The following is a 17,245-nucleotide window of genomic DNA, read 5'->3' as shown; positions in this document are numbered from 1 at the left end:
GCAAGCTGAGAGGCAAAAATGGAGCTTCTGACCAGCGCTTTCCTGGGCCAGCCCATCTGGATGTGGCTCGGCTTCCTCGGGCTTGTTATCGCTCTGCTGGCATTCGATCTGGGCGTGCTCCATCGGGATGGGCAAGAAATCGAAGTGCGGGAAAGCCTTCTCCTTTCAGGCTTTTATATCGCTCTCGGCCTGGCTTTTGGCGGCTTTGTGTGGTGGCAGCTCGGTGCCCAGTCAGGTGTCGAGTATCTGACTGGCTTCGTTGTCGAAAAAAGCCTGGCGATGGACAATGTCTTCGTCATTGCGATGATCTTCGGCTATCTCGCCATTCCTAGACAGCTACAGCATCGTGTCCTCTTCTGGGGGATACTTGGCGTTATCGTTCTGCGGGCGATCATGATCGGTTTCGGTGCAACTCTTGTTTCCGAATTCGGATGGGTTCTGTACATTTTTGCCGCCTTCCTGATCTTTACCGGCATTCGCATGCTCATGGTGGATCACGGCGATGCCGATCTGAGCAAAAACCCAGTGCTTCACTTCATGAAGCGCCGCTTTCGCGTTACCGAAGGTCTGCATGGCAACCGCTTTTTCGTACGTCAGCTAGATCCCAAAACGGGGCGCATCGAGCGTTACATGACGCCGCTATTTCTTGCGCTCGTTATGATTGAAATTGCTGACGTCATCTTTGCCGTGGACTCCGTACCTGCAATCTTCGCGATCACCACCGATCCCTATATCGTCTATACGTCCAACATTTTTGCGATCCTGGGGCTTCGAGCGCTCTATTTTGCACTGGCTGCCATCATTCATCGCTTCGCCTATCTCAAGCAGGCTTTGGCGGTTCTATTGGTGTTCATCGGCTCGAAGATCTTTGTGGCCGATCTGCTCGGCTGGGAAAAGTTTCCGGCCGAATGGTCGCTGACCATTACGGCGGTGATCCTTTCAAGCGGGATTGCCTATTCCCTGTGGAAGACCGCAAAACGAGCATGATGGTCAACTTTTGGGAGGACGCGGTTCGCCGCGCCCTCCCGTCAAGGAGGCCATCACGATCAAGCAATTGCTACGTTCTGGCCCGACAGGCGTCCGAGCAATATCGGACCTCATGCCAGACGCGCGCCCACTTCTTGCGCCATGTGAACGGGCGACCGCACTTGGCACAGATCTTTGTAGGAAGATCGCGCTTCTCGATCCGTTTGGGCATTTCAGATCTCGCTCCGCGTTACCAGCCGACTGAGCCGGGCTCGCCCTTGAATGGCCCCACAATGCCGGACGTGATCCATCCACCATAAAAGCGTCCTGGCTGGGGCGTAACGCGCTCGCCCCCAACGCTGCACCGGTCCATCGGCGCTGCGTAAAAAGCGAAAAAGCCTGCGATGGCGGCAAAGGAAGGCGTTGGCGCGGCATAGCACCAGGCTGCGCGAGCGGCGGTGCGGTCGCCCGCCACGACATCGAAATAGTCGGCCTCACCCTTCCATTCGCAGAAACTAGTGCCCTTCGCAGGCCGAAGCGCACCTGCCCGCACAAAGGACGGCGCGATGTAATAGACTGGAGGATGGCTGGTTTCGAGCACCCTGTGGCACCGGGGTGTGTCGACAATGCAAAGACCGCCAAAATGGATTTGTATGTGCAGTTCGACCGCTTCCAGGCGTGGCGGGCGCGGATAATGCCAGACACTTTCCTGCCCAGGCAGCGGCTTGATCGGCACGGGGATGCTCATTGCAGGCCTCAACGCGGTGGATAGGACTTGATCGTAGAAGTTGTACGGCACCACCGGGGAGCTGGATCGCGACGAGTTCTCGAAATAACCGTGCTTTCTATATCGCGCGGCAATCCTAGCGCTTAGTTTTACAAGGGCAATGTGCTAGATCGAGATCAACCAGCCAAGGTGGACAGACCGTGCTCAACGGCACTCACGACAATGCGCTTGTCATTCTCTCGATCATTGTCGCGACCGTGGCCTCCTACACGGCCCTCGATCTGGCAGCGCGAACGCATGCCGCGACCAATCGCACTTGGTCACGCGTCTGGCTTTCGGCTGCTTCCATTGCCATGGGCGGTGGCATCTGGTCCATGCATTTCGTGGCCATGCTGGCCCACACCATGCCGGGTATGGACGCCTCGTACGATCCGGGACTGACGCTCTTGTCCTTTGCACTGGCCGTGGGCGTTACCGGGCTTGCCTTTGCCATTGTCAGCCGTTCCAGCGCCATCCTGCCCCTGCTTGCCAGTGGCCTTTTGATGGGCTTGGGGATCGTCGGGATGCACTATACCGGGATGGCCGCGATGCGCATGCCTGTGCGCATCAGCTATGATGCGGCTTGGGTCATCCTTTCCATTGCCACCGCCATTGTCGCCGCCATTGCAGCGCTCTGGCTGGCCTTTCGGATGAGGTCCGGACGCTTCAGGATCGGCGCGGCCATCATCATGGGCTTTGCTATTTCCGGCATGCATTACTCCGGCATGGCCGCGGCCCAATTCATATCTGTACCCGAGACCGACCATATCCATCATGCAACAGATGTGGGGCAGACCAATCTGGCGCTTATTGTTTCCGCCATCACGCTCTTCATCCTGTTCCTTGCCATCCTCGCCAGCATGTTCGACCGGCGCTTTGCCGATCTGGCCGAGCGAGAAGCGGCGGCCTTGCGTCGAAGCGAGGAATTGTTTCGGACACTCTATCGGCGGACACCCCTGCCCCTGCATGCGCTGGACATCGACGGCCGCATTCAGGACGTGAGTGACGCCTGGACAGATCTTCTGGGCTATCGCCGCGAGGAGGTCATCGGCCGCCCCTTGGTCAGTTTCATGTCCGAGAGTTCTGCGGCAAGACGATTGTCGACCGACTGGCCGGAACTGATGGCGACCGGAGGCCCTATCGCGCGCGAATACGAGATGCGCACGCAGGCCGGCCAAATCCTGTCGGTGGTCTCGACCTCCCGGGTTGCGCCCGAGCTCGACAGCCAGTCCTATCGTGTGATCGGCGGCCTTATCGATCTCACTGGCCGGAGGGAAGCTGAAAAGGCCTTGGTCCAGGCGCAGAAGATGGAGGCCATCGGCCAACTGACCGGCGGCGTGGCGCATGATTTCAACAATCTGCTCGCCGTCATTCTGGGCAATCTGGAACTGCTGCGCAAGCATGTGCCCGCGGACGAGCGCACCGAGCGACTGGTAAGCAACGCGCATGAAGCGGCGCGCCGAGGCGCTTCGCTGACGCAACGCATGTTGTCCTTCGCCCGCAAGCAAGACATGCGGCTGGAAGTTGTCGACACCTTCGCGCTTATCGAAGGCATGATGGACCTGCTCAAAGGCTCCATAGGGCCGCAGACGCCATTGCAAGCTATGGCCAGGACCGACCAACCCCACGCTCTGGTCGACCCGCACCAGCTGGAGCTGGCTATCCTCAACCTCGTCGTGAACGCGCGAGACGCCATGCCGGGCGGCGGGTCGATCAGCATTACCGTTTCCCGGAATGAGGATCTCACCTTGGAAGGCCAAGGGGCCAAGCCCTTCGTCGTTATCGATGTCACCGATACGGGCACTGGCATGGACGAGGAAACAATGGCGCGGGCCCGCGAACCCTTCTTTACGACCAAAGGCGTGGGCAAAGGCACCGGCCTCGGCCTCTCCATGGTCCATGGCTTTGCCGAACAATCGGGCGGGCAATTCGTCTTGTCCAGTCGGGTGGGTGTAGGAACGTCGGCGAGCATCTATCTGCCAGCGAGCCGCCCGGCCGTCTCAGAAGGTCCGTTGGCAAAACCTGCTGCCCTGCACGATGAGGGAGCGCTCCGGATCCTGGCAGTAGACGACGATGCACTGGTACTGATGAGCACCGTCGATATGCTCACCGAGTTGGGCCATGACGTTACTTCGGCAAGCAACGGCAAGGAGGCTCTTTCGCTTCTGGAAAGCGATGCACCATTCGATATCCTGATCACTGACCAGGCCATGCCGGGAATGACCGGCGTCGAGCTCAGCCGGCAAGCACTGGCGAATGTGCCTGAGCTTTGCGTGATCATCGCCACGGGATATGGAGAGCTTTCCGACAGCCCCGAACGCGCAGCCCTGTTGACCAAGCCCTTTGATGAAGCGCGCTTGTCTCAAGCCATAGCGGCGTGTCGACAAGCCGACCCGGCCGACTAGCCGCCTCTGCCGAGCAGGCCGCATTGACTTGTATGGAAGACTGGCCGATCGTTTCCATCTAGTTGGGAGACGCTCGATAATATGAGCCATGTGCTGCTTTCGAACCTCAGAAATCTTGACGTGGCGCGCGCGATCGGGCCACTGCCTCAAGACCTTGGGCCAGACGTACTCCATGAGTGGTTTGGGGCCGGGGTCAGCTTTTTATCAAGTTCAGAGCGGCTAACTGCCCGATATTGGCAGGCGGTTCGCGAACTTTTCAGCTGCATCACGCCTCATGCCGGCAATGGCGGTGCGCTGCTCAACGAAGGCGGCATCTACCATGGCTGCTGGCTCGAAAGCACTGGCACGATAAACGCTGAAATCCTCAGCCGCTTTTTGCCCTCTGTCAGCACGTCGACCTTCAGCGCTTTCGCCGCCCATCAACGTGATGATGGGCTCCTGCCCTATAAGATCACCGCGCAAGGGGCAGCTTTCAATCAGATCCAGCTCGTCAGCCCGCTGGCTCGCTCCGCCTTCAACCATTATCGGCTCAACGGCACCGCCGGGACTTGGCTCGCCCAGATGTATCAGGCGATGGCCCGCTATGATGGCTGGATCAGCACATATCGGAACACGCAGGGCACCGGCGCGGTAGAGGCCTTTTCCACGTTCGACACCGGACATGATCTCTCACCCCGGTTCTGGCATGCTCCCGACAGTCCGTTTAAAAACGATCCTAGCCGACTTGATCCGGACAATCCCCTGCTGCCCTATATCGCGCCCGATCTTACCGCCAACATCGCCTGTCAGCGGCAGTATCTGGGGCTCATCGCAGCCGAACTGGGGCAAGACGGTGGGCCCTGGCAGCAAAAGTGCGATGCCAGTCTCAAGGCGCTTTTTGCGCAGTGTTATGACGCTGATGACGGCAATTTCTATGACCGGGATCGGCACGGAAGACTTGTGCGTGTGCAGTCGGACGTTCTCCTGCGGGTGCTTGCCTGCGAGGTAGGAGATGGTGCCCAATTTGCCGCTGCGCTGGATCGATACCTGCTCAATACCGGCAAGTTTTTTGCAAAGTTTCCACTGACTTCCATCGCGCTGGACGATCCGCGCTTCGACCCGAATGTCTCGCGCAACAGCTGGGCGGGGCCGACCAATTTCCTTACACTGATCAGGGCGCCGCATGCATTCGAGCATCACGGCCGTCATGTAGAGCTGAGCTGGATCATGCAGCCTATATTAGCAGCTCTGTTTGCTATGGATCGCTTTCCGCAGACACTCGATCCCTTCACGGGTGAGCCGGGATTTACCGAGGCCTATTCGCCTTCGATCCTGTGCCTGCTCGATTTCATCGAGCGGATGTCTGGCATCCTGCCACGGCCCGATGGCACAGTGTGGTTCACGAGCCTATTGCCAAAGCCGGTTCATCATCGACACGAGACCTGGGAAACCGGCTACGCTCGCACAATTGACGGGAGCCGTTTTGAACTCATCAATTCCTCGGAGGGTGGGGAAATCCATCGCGATGGACACCTGCTCAGTCGGTTCCCCGCAGGGGTGCGTATTACGCTTGATCGACGCGGCGGGCTGCGCGCGGCGACGGGTCTCACGAGCCGCAATGTCACAGCGGAAATCTTGCATGACGGTCAGCGCCATGCCATCGCGCTGGAGCCCAATAGCACTATCACCTGGGACGATGACGAGATGAGCTCCTCCAGGGGGCCGGGCCTGGTGCTACCGCGACATGGCTGATCCGCGCCTTGCGGGTCAACTGCCGGCAGAAAGCTCGGCAGAGTAATCCAGAATTGGGGCTGCCTCGTCGCCCCCCTCTTCGAGCATTGCGGCAACACGCTCGAGGGCGGCAACGAGCATGAGCTGCTCCCAATTCTCCAGCTGGGAAAATCTCTCCTGAAATTTGGCATGCGCGCCATCCGGAGCGATCTGCAGAACGGCCTGCCCCTTTTCGGTTAGCGACAACAGCGCCTGGCGCCTGTCCTTTTCTCCGCGACGGCGCAGGATCATGCCTGCACTTTCAAGCTTCTGGAGCAAAGCACTTGTCGTTGCCTGGGTAATTCCCATCCGCGATGCCACATAGCCGGCCGTTTGTTCACCAGCGCCATCCAGCATTTGCAGGAAAATAAGTTGCGATGGGGTCAAACCAGTGTCGCGCATGATCTGCCTGGAATTGTTCTCCGTTTTCCGCAGGATCTTTCTCATCGCCGTCAAGGCCAGCTTGGTCTGATCGTCCACAAGGTCGCTCCCGGTTTGCCCTCCTTTCATAACTGCCAAACCGAACAAACCCAAGCATAAGGCTCTCCAGTCATTTTTATTTATATCTAACTAAGCAATTTGATCTGATGGGACATGGAAAAGCCCTTCAGTGTGCCATTTTCTTTCATAAGCCTTTAATTTCGCAGCGCTTTACACTTTGAAAACACCTTGATGCCCAACTTTAGCCATCGACAGGGTTGCATTTTAGTTCGTAGCTGCTAATCATATCGACATGACTTTCGAACGATCAGGCCACTTTCACGCTTTTGCGCTGAGCCGCGCAGCGGGCGGACGACAGGCTGGCAAAGCCCAGAGGCGACAGCCAGGTCATGTTCGACACCTCCAATTTGCGCACCATCTGCGTCCCGATCCATTCCACTCCGGGCTGCAGGGCTTCTGAGCTCTCGCCCACTGCCAGCCTACGGGATGGGCTCCGGCTGGCGTTCACTGCCCAATTCAATCAATCAGGACAGACCAATGACACATTTTGGAAAGACCGCAGCGCTTGCGCTGGCGGCACTGACGGCGTCTTCGCTCACCACCCTTTCGGCCAGCGCGGCCAGCCTGGCGGAAATCCAGGAAAGCGGCACGGTGCGGATCGCCGTGGCCAACGAAATTCCCTATGGCTATGTCGACCCGACCGGTGAGGCCCTTGGTGCCGGACCGGATGTGGCCAAGGCCATCATGGAAACGCTTGGCGTTGAAAATATCGAGTGGGTGACCACCAACTTCTCCTCGCTCATTCCGGGCCTTCAGGCTGACCGTTTCGACATGGTCGCTGCCGAAATGGCCATCCTTCCGGATCGCTGCCAGCAGGTGCTGTTTTCGGAGCCCAACAGCTCCTATGGCGAAGGCCTTCTGGTTGCCTCAGGCAATCCCAAGGACATCCACGCCTATGAGGACTTCGCCCAGAACCCGGATCTGCGCGTGGCGATCATGGCCGGCGCCGACCAGCTCGAGATGATGCAGGAGCTGGGTGTGGACGAAGCCAATCTCGTCACCATCGCAGCCAATGCCGACGCCATCTCGACCGTATCCACGGGCCGGGCCGACGCCTATGCCGCCACAAGCCTGACGGCCAGCGGCCTCGCCTCGCAGAGCGACGCGGTGGAAGTTGCGGGCGCGTTCACCGATCCTATTATCGGCGGCGAAGAGGTGCGCAGCTGGGGTGGCTTCACCTTTGCCAGCGGCAACGAAGAATTGCGCGACGCCGTCAACGCCGCCCTTGCCGATTTCAAGCAGACAGATGCGTGGGCCGAGACCCTGTCGGGCTACGGCTTTACCCAGGCGGACCTTGATGGCTCGTCCGCCCGCACGACCGAAGAGCTCTGCGCCTCCAGCTAGCGCAGCACGCATGACCTGATTTTGGGCGGGTGCGACGGCACCCGCCCAAGTCGTGTTGCAGCACCCCTCTGAAGGACTGAAGATGCATTGGACCGAGTATTTCGGCCCCCTCTCCGAGGGGGCATGGGTCACCATTCAATTGACCGGCTATTCGACAATCCTGGGCGCCATATTGGCATTTGCGGCCGGCATCGGCCGCTTGAGCCCGAATTTGGGCGTGCGCAGCTTGGCCATCGCCTATATCGAGGTCTTTCGTGGCACCTCTTTGCTGGTGCAATTGTTCTGGCTCTATTTCGCCCTGCCCCTGGCCGGAATGGCCATCGGTGTCGACCTGCGCCTGCCACCCATCGTTGCCGGCGTGCTGGCGCTCAGCCTCAATATCGGGGCCTATGGGGCAGAAGTCGTGCGCGGCGCGATCCAGTCGGTGCACAAGGACCAGCATGAAGCAGCGCGGGCGCTGAACTTCTCGCCGCGTCAGACGCTTTGGAACGTGACCATCCCACAGGCAGTGCCTGAAATGATGCCGTCCTTTGGCAATCTGGCGGTTCAAAACCTGAAGGACACGGCGCTGGTCTCACTGATCAGCCTTGGCGACCTGGCGTTTCGTGCTGAGCAGATCCGGAACTTCACCCAGGACAGCACCACCATCTATTCGATGTTGCTGGTGACCTATTTCGGCATGGCGCTGGTGCTGACCGCGCTGATGCGCACGCTCGAATTCTATGCCGGTCGCTGGCGCACGGCGAGGAGCTGACCCATGTTGTTCGGATATGAATGGGACCTTTCGAGCCCATTGGCTTTCGCCATTTCGATCCTGCCCATATTGCTGACCGGTCTGGTCGTCACCATCCAGGCGGCGACGCTGGGGTTTGCCGTGGCCTTGGTGCTGGGCCTTGTCTGGGCGGTGCTCAAGGCCGTTCCATCGCCCTTTATCAGCTGGCCGGCAAAGGTCGTCACCGAGTTCATAAGGGACACGCCGCTTCTCGTGCAGCTGTTCTTTCTGTACTACGTGCTGCCCGAATATGGCATCGTGCTGCCTGCCTTCATGACCGGCGCCCTCGCCCTCGGCATCCAGTACAGCGCCTATACGGCTGAGGTCTATCGGGGTGGCCTGGAAGCAGTTGGCACCGACCAGCGCGAAGCTGCCCGGGCGCTCAACCTCAGCCCTGCCCGCACCTTCACCCATATCATCGTGCCGCAGGCCATTCCGCGCATCATTCCGGCCATGGGCAATTACCTGGTCTCGATCATGAAGGATGTGCCGATCCTGTCGGTGGTCACCGTGCTCGAAGTGCTCAACGTCGCCAAGATCGTGGGTGACCGAACTTTCGATTACCTGATCCCTCTCTCCATGGTGGGCGGCATTTACCTCATCTTGACGCTGGTGGCCTCGGCAGGCGTTCGCCTGCTCGACAGCTGGCTTCCCAAGCAAGGAATTCCATTGAAATGACCCAAGACATCATCCACTTCGACAAGGTGGTGAAGCGCTTCGGCGATCTGACCGTCCTCAACAACCTCGATTTCTCGGTCAAGCGCGGCGAGAAGGTTTCGATCATCGGCCCGTCCGGATCGGGCAAGTCAACGGTTTTGCGCATCCTGATGACGCTCGAAGGCATCGAAGGCGGCAAAGTGACCGTCGACGATGAGCCGCTCTGGCACGAACAGGCTGCCGACGGCACGCTGAAAGCGGCAAGCGAGGCGCATCTGCGCAAGATGCGCGCCAAGCTCGGCATGGTGTTCCAGCACTTTAACCTCTTTCCGCATATGAGCGTGATGCGCAACATCACCGAGGCTCCGGTCAAGGTGTTAGGCCTGTCGAAGGCCGAGGCACGGCAACGCGGCGAGGAATTGCTCGACCTGGTGGGGCTGGCCGATCAGGCCCAGAAGTATCCCGGCCAGCTGTCCGGCGGACAGAAGCAGCGCGTCGGCATTGCCCGGGCCCTGGCCATGCGGCCCAGCATCCTGCTGTTTGACGAGCCGACGTCCGCGCTCGACCCCGAGTTGGTCGGCGAGGTACTCAATGTGATCGGCAAGCTGGCCGACGAGCATGACCTCACCATGTTGCTGGTGACCCACGAAATGCGCTTCGCACGCGAAATCTCGGACCGAGTTTGCTTCTTCGATCGCGGTAAGATCCGCGAGGAAGGTACGCCGGAAGAGTTGTTCACCGATCCCAGCGAGGAGCGGACGCGCGAATTCCTGTCCGCAGTCCTCGACGGGTAGGCCAGCTAATTCGAAAATCTCAGCACGAAGCGGAAGGCGACTGAGCCTTCCCACCACATGGGGAAGTTGGTTCCCCATTTGTTGTTGTAGAGATTGACGCGAGCCCCCTCGGCAAAGGAATGCGTCTGGGGCTGGTAGGGCATGAACGGGCTGGCGGCCGGTGCTACGAGCGCGGCATCGACAAGCTCGACGGTGACGCTGGCTCGGTTGGTATCAAAGCGCAGGGCCGTGCAGGCCTGCAATTGTCCGCCGCCTCGAGTGACATTGTTTTCCGGCCTGTGCCAGAGGCCCAGTTTCTGCATCGCCCAGCCGTGTGCATCTGCAGGCGTTATGGACAAAAAGCCGGCCTCCGGCATGCGGTTGGCGGGCTTGTCGCGCAGGACCAGCATGATTTCCGCGGCATTGTCATCGATGGCCGTCAGCACGAATTCATGGGCCGCCGGACCGCCCAGCGCGCGGCGGGCCTCTTCTGGAAGAAGTCCCAACGCGGTGCGACCATCTTCCGATATCGCCTCGAACTGCGGCGCAAACCGCGCCGTCCGCGCGGTCTTTGCTGCGGCAAGGGCCGGCTTGTCGTGGTCCAGAATTGCCCATTCGATGCGGTGCTGCAAATAGCTGTCGAGGTGGGTCTGGAGCGTTTGCCAGTCAAAGCTCTCGTGTTGATAGGCCATAAGACACCCACTTGCGCCGGCCAGCTGACGACCGTCCGGCGCTGTCAGCGCGGCGATCGAGCCGGTTTCGGGATCGACCTGTGCCCGCCAGCCCTCATGCGACAGGGTATACCCCTCTCGTTTAGCGGCGGGCCGTGCGGGAACGGATAGCTCTGACAAGGCTGCCGCTGCCAAGGCCTGGTCGTCGGCATCCAGCGCCGCGACAGCGGTATCGAGATAGGCACGCTGCTCATTCCAACTTTGTTCGGCATAAGCAAACCGGTAATCGGATCGGCGCGCAGCGTCGAAATCCGCACGATCCCAGGCGTTCTCGTCGCGGAGATAGGTCTTGATGTCGACGCCCCAGGTGTGTTCGGCGACCATGGTGAGGCCCCGTCCAAAGGCGAGCCGCCTCTCGTCGAGTTGCTCGGCAAATCCATCGTAAAGCCGCGAGAGGGCGCGAAAGCGGGCCAGCTTATGCGGATCGGTGGCTGCGCCATGAATCCAGCTGTCGCCGATTTCCTGCGTCACGATCGGGAAGGCCTCGCGGCGGGACCACATCGCGTCCCCGAACGCATCGAGCGTCGAGGCCATGATCCTTGCGCCAGGATGATCGTGCGCCATCTGCCGCAATGCCTCGACCGTCTGTCCAACGCTCTGGGGCCCGATATTGTCGTTGGTATGGGCGAAGCTGAGACCAATATCCTCGCCTGCCGGAAAATCCGTCGCACCGTAGGAGCCCTGATACATCACGACGATCTCCTTGCCGCCCGGCGCCTGCCAGCGGAAGATCGGCGGCACGTCCGGTACGGGACTGGCCGTATTCACCCCGAGATGCAGAAACTTGAGGCCTGCCTCGGCCATGAGCGGGACCATGCCCAGCGTATGGCCCGGTACGTCGGTCATCTTGGCGGCAATTGTGGTCCGGCCGAAGCGCCTGTCGAGTTCGGCCGAATAGGAAAGCCCGGCACGAAAGAGGGCGGGGGTCATCAATTCGGTATGGGTAGTGAAGGGCAGCCCATGCCAGGCGATGAGGCCGCGCTCGATGGCGCGCTCGAGCCGACGGACCTTTTCGGCATCCTGGCTATTGAGATGATCCCAGATGAGCCAGGCCCCGGTGGTCCAGACGAATGCAGGTGCCTCGGGATCTTCGTTGAAAAAATGTTCGCCGGTCGACAGCGCCTGGGGGATGAACTGATCATGATATTGCCGGCGCACGCGGCTGGCGTGATCGGTGAAACCGATATCGAGATGGGTCTTGAAGACCAGGTGGATCGTCTTGTCGGTCATGTCACGCTGCCTAGTGTCGGGAAATCGCGAAAATCAGTTCTGGTGGCCGTCATAGGCAATGCGGAAACCGGTATTGCTGGTGGCGCTGTCGGGGCTCAGCGCCATGCGCGCGGCGATACGGTAGCGATAGCAATAACTGATATGGCACAGGAAGGAGCCGCCCTTGAGCACCTTCTCCTGATGAAGCAGAGCCTGCTCGTTCCGCGCCTTTGCCCGGCGCGAATTGGAGCGGATGCGGTAGGGATCGCGCGTCCATTCCCAGACATTGCCCGCCATGTTGTAGAGGCCCAATGCATTGGGTGCGAAGCTCATGGCGGGTGCGGTGCGCAGGAAGCCATCGGCCTCGCTGTTATAGGTGGGGAAATTGCCTTGCCAGATGTTACAGAACACAGTCTCGTCGGTCGGCTCGGCGTCGCCCCAGGGAAAGCGTTGCCGATGCGCGCCGCCGCGTGCTGCATGCTCCCACTCGGCCTCGTTAGGCAAGCGACCGCCGACCCAGGTGGCAAAGGCATTGGCATCGGCCCAGGACACCTGGACAACGGGATGGTCCATCCGCGCTTCGATATCGGAGCCGGGACCCTCGGGCATGTTCCAGGTCGCGCCCTCGACACGATGCCACCAGGAAAGGCCCGCCCCAGCCCGCCTTGCAGCGTCCAGGCGCTCCGGTGTGTTGAAAAACACCGCCGACCAACCGAACCGCTCGGCCTCGGTCACATAGCCGGTCGCCGCAACGAAGTCGGCAAACCGCGCATTGGTCACGGTAAGGGCTTCGAGGCTATAATCGGCCAGCACGATTGCGCGCTCGGGACCCTCTCCGTCCTGAGCCAGCATGGGGCTATTGGTGCCCACATGTGTTTTGCCGCCCCGCACGAACACCGGACGCTCCGACATGCCCAAGGATGCAAGGGGCGTTACCGCTGGCACAAGGTCCGCATCTGGCGGGCGGACATCCCGGCTGGGCGCGCAACAGGCGCAGGTCATTGCACTCACCTGATGGGTTTGCCCTGCGCATCGAACCTGTGAATGCGGTTCTGTTGCGGAGAGACCCGCATCAACGCACCGCTCCTGGCTGCCGACGCCCCCTCGATCCGCACTACGACGGGCTCGGCTTCCCCCATGTCGAGATAGACATAAGAATCTGCACCCAGGTTCTCGGTGTGGATCACCCTGCCCTCCCAGATCCCGTTGTCGCTGATGGTCAGGTGTTCACCGCGAATGCCCAAGGTGGTGCAGCCATGGGCCGCAGCCTTCTCCCCCGTGAGAAAGTTCATCTTCGGCGAACCGATAAAGCCGGCAACGAAAAGGCTGGCGGGTTGCTCATAGAGCTCCATGGGCGTACCGACCTGTTCCACTAGCCCGTCGCGCAGCACGCAAATGCGGTCGGCAAGCGTCATGGCCTCCACCTGGTCATGGGTCACATAGACCATGGTGACATTGTCCATTTCCGCGTGCAGCTTGGCGATTTCCAGCCTGGTGGCGACGCGCAGCGCCGCATCGAGGTTGGACAAGGGCTCGTCGAACAGGAACACCTTGGGATCACGGGTGATGGCGCGACCAATCGCGACGCGCTGGCGTTGGCCGCCAGACAATTGCTTGGGCAAACGGTCGAGATATTGCCGGATTTGCAACATGTCGGCCGCCTTTTCCACGCGCCTGCGGATATCCTGCTTGTCGTGCCCTCTCTCGAGCGTCAGGCCGAAGGCCATGTTGTCGTAGACGCTCATATGCGGGTAGAGCGCGTAGGACTGGAACACCATGGCGATGCCCCGCTTGGCGGGCGCCAGCGCATTGACGCGTTTGCCGTCGAAGATCATGTCGCCCGAGGTGATGTCCTCCAGCCCCGAGATTAGGCGCAGGAGCGTGGACTTGCCGCAGCCGGAGGGCCCGACAAAGACCATGAACTCGCCTTTGTTGATGGTGAGGTCGACGCCCTTGATCACCTCCAGACCGCCAAAGGATTTGCGCAGGTTCTTCAGTTCGATCGCAGCCATGGGAGTGTCCTTCAGGATAGGGCCGCAAGGCCGAGGCGGTCGAAAAGTTCAGATGGCGCACCGTAGCGGGCGAGCGTATCGCGCATCAGGTGGCGCATCCGGGCCAGCTCGTCGGGACGTTGCCCGACAAGGTTATCGAGCTGGCCGGGGTCGTCCGCGCGATTGAAAAGCATTGGTTCGCTGTCCATCGGCCTGCGATCGGTTGGCTTGTCTTCGGTGAAAGGGATCTTCCATTGCGGAATGTCGACATGGGGCATGAAATAGCCCTGGTCGACCGGCTTGTCCGGCGCGACGATGGTGGTGGGCACCATGGAGGAATAGGCAAAGAGCGGCTTATTTCGATCCGGCGGCTGGATCAGCGTCCAATCGCCGTCCGTACAACACAGACCATTGCCGAAAATGCCGTAGAGCACGGCCTCGCGCCCCGCATTGTCAGCCTCGGCCATGAGCGGCAGAACGGACCCGGAATGTGTACCCTCGGGCAGCGGCACGCCGGCGGCGTCCAGCACTGTGCCGAAAATATCAAGCGTGCTGGTCAGCGCGCTCACTGCCCGTCCCTCGGCCTTGTGGCGGGGGTCCCAGACCAGGAGCGGGATGTTCGCATGGCTGTCGAAATGCGGATATTGCTTGCCGAACCCGTGACGCTCGCCCAGATCGTGCCCGTGGTCGGTGGTGACGATGACGATGGTGTCATCCCAGAGGGCCAGATCGTCCATGGTCTGCATCAGCTTGCCGAACCAGTGATCGGTCATGGTGATCTTGCCGCCATATTGGGAGCGAATATAAGCAAATTCCTCTTCGCTCGTGCCGGCTAGGAATTCCGCCTGGCGTGCCGCATTCTGGTAGGGCGGCCAGAGCGTGAACCTGTCGCGGTCGGCACCGTCTCCATACATGGACGCATAAGGCTCAGGCACATCAAAGGGCTCGTGCACGTCGAAGCATTCGACCTGGAGAAAGAAGGGATTGTCCTGCCTGGGCGCCTTGAGCCAGTCGCATGCGCCGTTCATAACCTTTGCCGAGAAATAATCGGTCTCGTCGCGGAAATGGGCAATATTGGAATAATAGCGATGGCCATAGCCGGGACGCCACTTTTCGACATTGCGCACCCATTGCGGCAGGTCGCTGTCCGGCAGGAGCGGCTTCCAGAAATCAAGCTCATGCCCGCGCACCAGTTCGGCGCTCTGGAAGCCCTGGATATAGCCGTTCGCGGATTCTTCCCAATAATGATAGTGGTCCGTGACCATACCGGTGGAATAGCCGGCCTGCTCGACCAGTTTGGGTAGTCGAAGGTCAAAGGGCTCCAGAGGGCCCCAGGGGCGCCATTGAAGGTTCATGGTGCCAGAGAAGATTTCCCGCCGCGCCGGCATGCATGGCAGGCTGCAGGTAAAGTGATTATCGAAGCGCCAGGCGCCACGATCGACGAAAGCCTGCATGTTTGGGGTCGCAAACTCCTTGCCACCATAGGGCGAAAGGGCGTTGCGATTGACGCTGTCGATCAGCACGAGAATGATATTCATGGGAATGCCAATGCGATGAGTGTGGGGCCAGCGGTGGCGCTTGGGTCGGCGATCATGTCTTGACCGCGCCAGCCGACAGGTCGGACACGAGCTTGCGCTGCAGGAACATGAAGATGATGAGGGTGGGCAGGGTCGAGATGACCGAGGCGGCCATGACCAGGTTCCATTGCGTGGTGTACTCGCCGAAAAAGCCGGCAAGGCCGACCGGAACGGTCTTGTTCTCGTCCGAGGTCATGAGGGTGAGGGCGAAGAGGAATTCGTCCCATGCCGAAACGAAGGCGTAGACGGCAACGGTAACGATCCCCGGCCAGGCGACCGGCAGGATCACCCGGAAGATGATCTGTAGTGTCGAGGCACCGTCGATGCGCGCGGCATCGTCGAGATCGCGCGGAATCGTATCGAGATAGCCCAGCAGCATATAGATGCAGAACGGCAGATTGACCGCGATATAGGAAATGACCAGCGCCAGCGGGTTGTTGATCATGCCCAGCGAGAAGAAAGTCGCATAGAGCGGAGTGATCAGGATCACGAAGGGGAAAAGCTGGGTGGCAATTACAAGGATCAGCAAGGTCTGCCGCCCGGTAAACCGCCGGTTCCGTGAGAAGCCGTAGGCAGTGATCATGGAGATGCCAACCGCCACTACCGTGGCGATGGTGCAGACAAAAAGGCTGTTGCGCAGATAGGTCGGGAACGGCGAACCCTCCAGCAGGGTGGCGTAGTTGTCGAGCGTGAACGTCGTGATCAGCTGGAAGGTGCGCGTGAAAATCTCCGATTCCGGCCGGAACGAGATGATCACGACCCAAAGGAACGGGAACGCCAGGAGAAGAAGCAGCCCGACGCCGAAAACCACGGTGAGGAGGTCGCGGACCGGATGGCTGTTGATGGAATCCTTGGCCATGACGCGCCTCACTTTTCCCGGAAAATCACGAAGAAGTAGATGAGGGCGAAGGCGAACATGATGAGGCTCATCACAACGCCCACCGCCGCGCCCGCGCCCATGCGGTAATCCACGAAGGATGTGGTGTACATCTGCGTGGCCAGGACTTGCGTGTAGTCGCCCGGCCCGCCACGCGTGGCCAGCCAGACATAGACGAAGTTATTGAAGGTCCAGATGGTGGTCAGCAAGGTGATCACGGCCAGTACGGGCTTGAGCAGCGGCAGGACGATGCGTGTCTGGATCTGGAATTCGTTCGCGCCGTCGATGCGCGCGGCCTCCCGCAACTCGCTGGGGATGGATTGCAACGCCGCAAGGATAGTGATCACTACAAAGGGCAGTTCCCGCCAGACGAGCATGGTTTCGATGGCGCCCCAGACCGTGGAGGTGCGCGCCAGAAAAGGAATGCCCTGCTCGATCAGCCCGAGCCCCATCAGGGCCTGGTTGACGACGCCATAGCGGGCGTCGAGCAGCCATTTCCAGGCCGCCACGGCAACGACCGGCGGAGTGACCCAGGGTATGAGGATGAGGGACCGAACCAGCCATCCCAGTTTCCAGCGAGAGAAGACGCTGGCATTGAGCAAAAGGGCCAGGCCCAGTCCCAGGATTAGGCGGAGCACGACCGTAACGATCGTCAGCCATAGGGTGGTGTTGATCAGCGACTGGCCTGTCGAAGGATCTGTGAGAACCTCGGCAAAGTTATCGAAGCCAACCCATGTCCCCTCCCGGCCGAGGTCGAACAGGCTCAGCTCCTGAAAGGCGAGAGCGATGTTGTAGACTGCCGGGCCGGCGAAGAAGAAGGCCAGGATCAGCATGGCCGGGAGCACGAGCAGGTAGGGCTCGAGCTTTTTGCCCAGGACTTGCGCCGGCTCTTCAGCCGGCGCGCTGGTGGGGAGGACGGACATCCGT

At 60.3% G+C, this 17,245-nt stretch carries 16 protein-coding genes; 7 read left to right on the top strand and 9 right to left on the bottom strand.

Going from position 1 to position 17,245, the window contains the following annotated elements:
* The first annotated feature begins 18 nt into the window (after positions 1–18).
* On the top strand, positions 19–987 hold the full coding sequence (locus VE26_RS02455; RefSeq protein WP_046103621.1) for a TerC family protein: 969 nt from the start codon (positions 19–21) through the stop codon (positions 985–987).
* Positions 988–1,057: 70 nt separating this feature from the next.
* Here the strand turns inward: VE26_RS02455 and VE26_RS17325 are convergent, their stop codons facing one another.
* Together VE26_RS17325 and VE26_RS02450 are read right to left on the bottom strand one after the other, a co-directional pair.
* Positions 1,058–1,198, bottom strand: a complete 141-nt coding sequence (locus tag VE26_RS17325) for a DUF2256 domain-containing protein (protein ID WP_084619872.1) — start codon at positions 1,196–1,198, stop codon at positions 1,058–1,060.
* 18 nt (positions 1,199–1,216) lie between these two features.
* Entirely contained in the window at positions 1,217–1,714 is a 498-nt protein-coding gene (locus VE26_RS02450) for a DUF427 domain-containing protein (RefSeq protein WP_046103620.1), read from the bottom strand.
* Positions 1,715–1,893: 179 nt separating this feature from the next.
* Between VE26_RS02450 and VE26_RS02445 the strand changes: the two genes are divergently transcribed.
* Positions 1,894–4,137, top strand: a complete 2,244-nt coding sequence (locus VE26_RS02445; protein WP_046103619.1) for an MHYT domain-containing protein — start codon at positions 1,894–1,896, stop codon at positions 4,135–4,137.
* Between the two features lie 81 nt (positions 4,138–4,218).
* Complete coding sequence (locus VE26_RS02440; RefSeq protein ID WP_046103618.1) at positions 4,219–5,868, top strand: MGH1-like glycoside hydrolase domain-containing protein; 1,650 nt, start codon at positions 4,219–4,221, stop codon at positions 5,866–5,868.
* Positions 5,869–5,883: 15 nt separating this feature from the next.
* Here the strand turns inward: VE26_RS02440 and VE26_RS02435 are convergent, their stop codons facing one another.
* The gene (locus tag VE26_RS02435; RefSeq protein WP_046104921.1) at positions 5,884–6,366 is read right to left on the bottom strand and encodes a MarR family winged helix-turn-helix transcriptional regulator; all 483 of its coding nucleotides are present in this window, start codon (positions 6,364–6,366) and stop codon (positions 5,884–5,886) included.
* Between the two features lie 498 nt (positions 6,367–6,864).
* On the opposite strand from VE26_RS02435, the gene ehuB reads away from it, so the two are divergent.
* From ehuB to ehuA, 4 genes are all read left to right on the top strand, one after another.
* Entirely contained in the window at positions 6,865–7,731 is an 867-nt protein-coding gene (ehuB, locus tag VE26_RS02430) for an ectoine/hydroxyectoine ABC transporter substrate-binding protein EhuB (protein WP_046103617.1), read from the top strand.
* 82 nt (positions 7,732–7,813) lie between these two features.
* Complete coding sequence (gene ehuC / locus VE26_RS02425; RefSeq protein WP_046103616.1) at positions 7,814–8,485, top strand: ectoine/hydroxyectoine ABC transporter permease subunit EhuC; 672 nt, start codon at positions 7,814–7,816, stop codon at positions 8,483–8,485.
* A 3-nt stretch (positions 8,486–8,488) separates the two neighbouring features.
* Positions 8,489–9,181, top strand: coding sequence for an ectoine/hydroxyectoine ABC transporter permease subunit EhuD (gene ehuD / locus VE26_RS02420; RefSeq protein ID WP_046103615.1), 693 nt, complete (start codon positions 8,489–8,491; stop codon positions 9,179–9,181).
* On the top strand, positions 9,178–9,954 hold the full coding sequence (gene ehuA / locus VE26_RS02415; RefSeq protein ID WP_046103614.1) for an ectoine/hydroxyectoine ABC transporter ATP-binding protein EhuA: 777 nt from the start codon (positions 9,178–9,180) through the stop codon (positions 9,952–9,954). The genes ehuD and ehuA overlap by 4 nt, the downstream gene beginning before the upstream one ends.
* 5 nt (positions 9,955–9,959) lie before the next feature.
* Here ehuA and VE26_RS02410 read toward each other — a convergent pair whose 3' ends face one another.
* The 6 genes from VE26_RS02410 to VE26_RS02385 form a co-directional block, all read right to left on the bottom strand.
* Complete coding sequence (locus VE26_RS02410) at positions 9,960–11,894, bottom strand: DUF5054 domain-containing protein (RefSeq protein WP_046103613.1); 1,935 nt, start codon at positions 11,892–11,894, stop codon at positions 9,960–9,962.
* A 33-nt stretch (positions 11,895–11,927) separates the two neighbouring features.
* Entirely contained in the window at positions 11,928–12,785 is an 858-nt protein-coding gene (locus tag VE26_RS02405) for a formylglycine-generating enzyme family protein (protein WP_244465612.1), read from the bottom strand.
* A gap of 95 nt (positions 12,786–12,880) precedes the next feature.
* Positions 12,881–13,885 (bottom strand): ABC transporter ATP-binding protein, encoded by a 1,005-nt coding sequence (locus VE26_RS02400; RefSeq protein ID WP_046103611.1) that lies wholly within the window; start codon positions 13,883–13,885, stop codon positions 12,881–12,883.
* Between the two features lie 11 nt (positions 13,886–13,896).
* On the bottom strand, positions 13,897–15,402 hold the full coding sequence (locus tag VE26_RS02395) for a sulfatase (RefSeq protein ID WP_046103610.1): 1,506 nt from the start codon (positions 15,400–15,402) through the stop codon (positions 13,897–13,899).
* Positions 15,403–15,454: 52 nt separating this feature from the next.
* Positions 15,455–16,300: a carbohydrate ABC transporter permease gene (locus tag VE26_RS02390; protein ID WP_046103609.1), complete on the bottom strand. Its 846-nt coding sequence runs from the start codon at positions 16,298–16,300 to the stop codon at positions 15,455–15,457.
* Between the two features lie 8 nt (positions 16,301–16,308).
* On the bottom strand, positions 16,309–17,241 hold the full coding sequence (locus VE26_RS02385; protein WP_046103608.1) for a carbohydrate ABC transporter permease: 933 nt from the start codon (positions 17,239–17,241) through the stop codon (positions 16,309–16,311).
* Positions 17,242–17,245 lie beyond the last annotated feature (4 nt).

Origin of the sequence: Devosia chinhatensis, from assembly GCF_000969445.1 — a bacterium.
Classification (GTDB): Bacteria; Pseudomonadota; Alphaproteobacteria; order Rhizobiales; family Devosiaceae; genus Devosia; species Devosia chinhatensis.
Note: the sequence above shows the minus strand (reverse complement) of the source record. Positions and strands in the feature narration are given on the sequence as shown.

Bases quoted from the DNA above. Each gene is read 5' to 3' on its own strand.
- VE26_RS02385 (WP_046103608.1), bottom strand. From the start codon at position 17,241: ATGTCCGTCCTCCCCACCAGCGCGCCGGCTGAAGAGCCGGCGCAAGTC.
- VE26_RS17325 (WP_084619872.1), bottom strand. From the start codon at position 1,198: ATGCCCAAACGGATCGAGAAGCGCGATCTTCCTACAAAGATCTGTGCC.
- ehuD (WP_046103615.1), top strand. From the start codon at position 8,489: ATGTTGTTCGGATATGAATGGGACCTTTCGAGCCCATTGGCTTTCGCC.
- VE26_RS02395 (WP_046103610.1), bottom strand. From the start codon at position 15,402: ATGAATATCATTCTCGTGCTGATCGACAGCGTCAATCGCAACGCCCTT.
- VE26_RS02400 (WP_046103611.1), bottom strand. From the start codon at position 13,885: ATGGCTGCGATCGAACTGAAGAACCTGCGCAAATCCTTTGGCGGTCTG.
- ehuC (WP_046103616.1), top strand. From the start codon at position 7,814: ATGCATTGGACCGAGTATTTCGGCCCCCTCTCCGAGGGGGCATGGGTC.
- ehuB (WP_046103617.1), top strand. From the start codon at position 6,865: ATGACACATTTTGGAAAGACCGCAGCGCTTGCGCTGGCGGCACTGACG.
- VE26_RS02410 (WP_046103613.1), bottom strand. From the start codon at position 11,894: ATGACCGACAAGACGATCCACCTGGTCTTCAAGACCCATCTCGATATC.
- VE26_RS02455 (WP_046103621.1), top strand. From the start codon at position 19: ATGGAGCTTCTGACCAGCGCTTTCCTGGGCCAGCCCATCTGGATGTGG.
- VE26_RS02405 (WP_244465612.1), bottom strand. From the start codon at position 12,785: ATGTCGGAGCGTCCGGTGTTCGTGCGGGGCGGCAAAACACATGTGGGC.
- ehuA (WP_046103614.1), top strand. From the start codon at position 9,178: ATGACCCAAGACATCATCCACTTCGACAAGGTGGTGAAGCGCTTCGGC.
- VE26_RS02450 (WP_046103620.1), bottom strand. From the start codon at position 1,714: ATGAGCATCCCCGTGCCGATCAAGCCGCTGCCTGGGCAGGAAAGTGTC.
- VE26_RS02390 (WP_046103609.1), bottom strand. From the start codon at position 16,300: ATGGCCAAGGATTCCATCAACAGCCATCCGGTCCGCGACCTCCTCACC.
- VE26_RS02440 (WP_046103618.1), top strand. From the start codon at position 4,219: ATGAGCCATGTGCTGCTTTCGAACCTCAGAAATCTTGACGTGGCGCGC.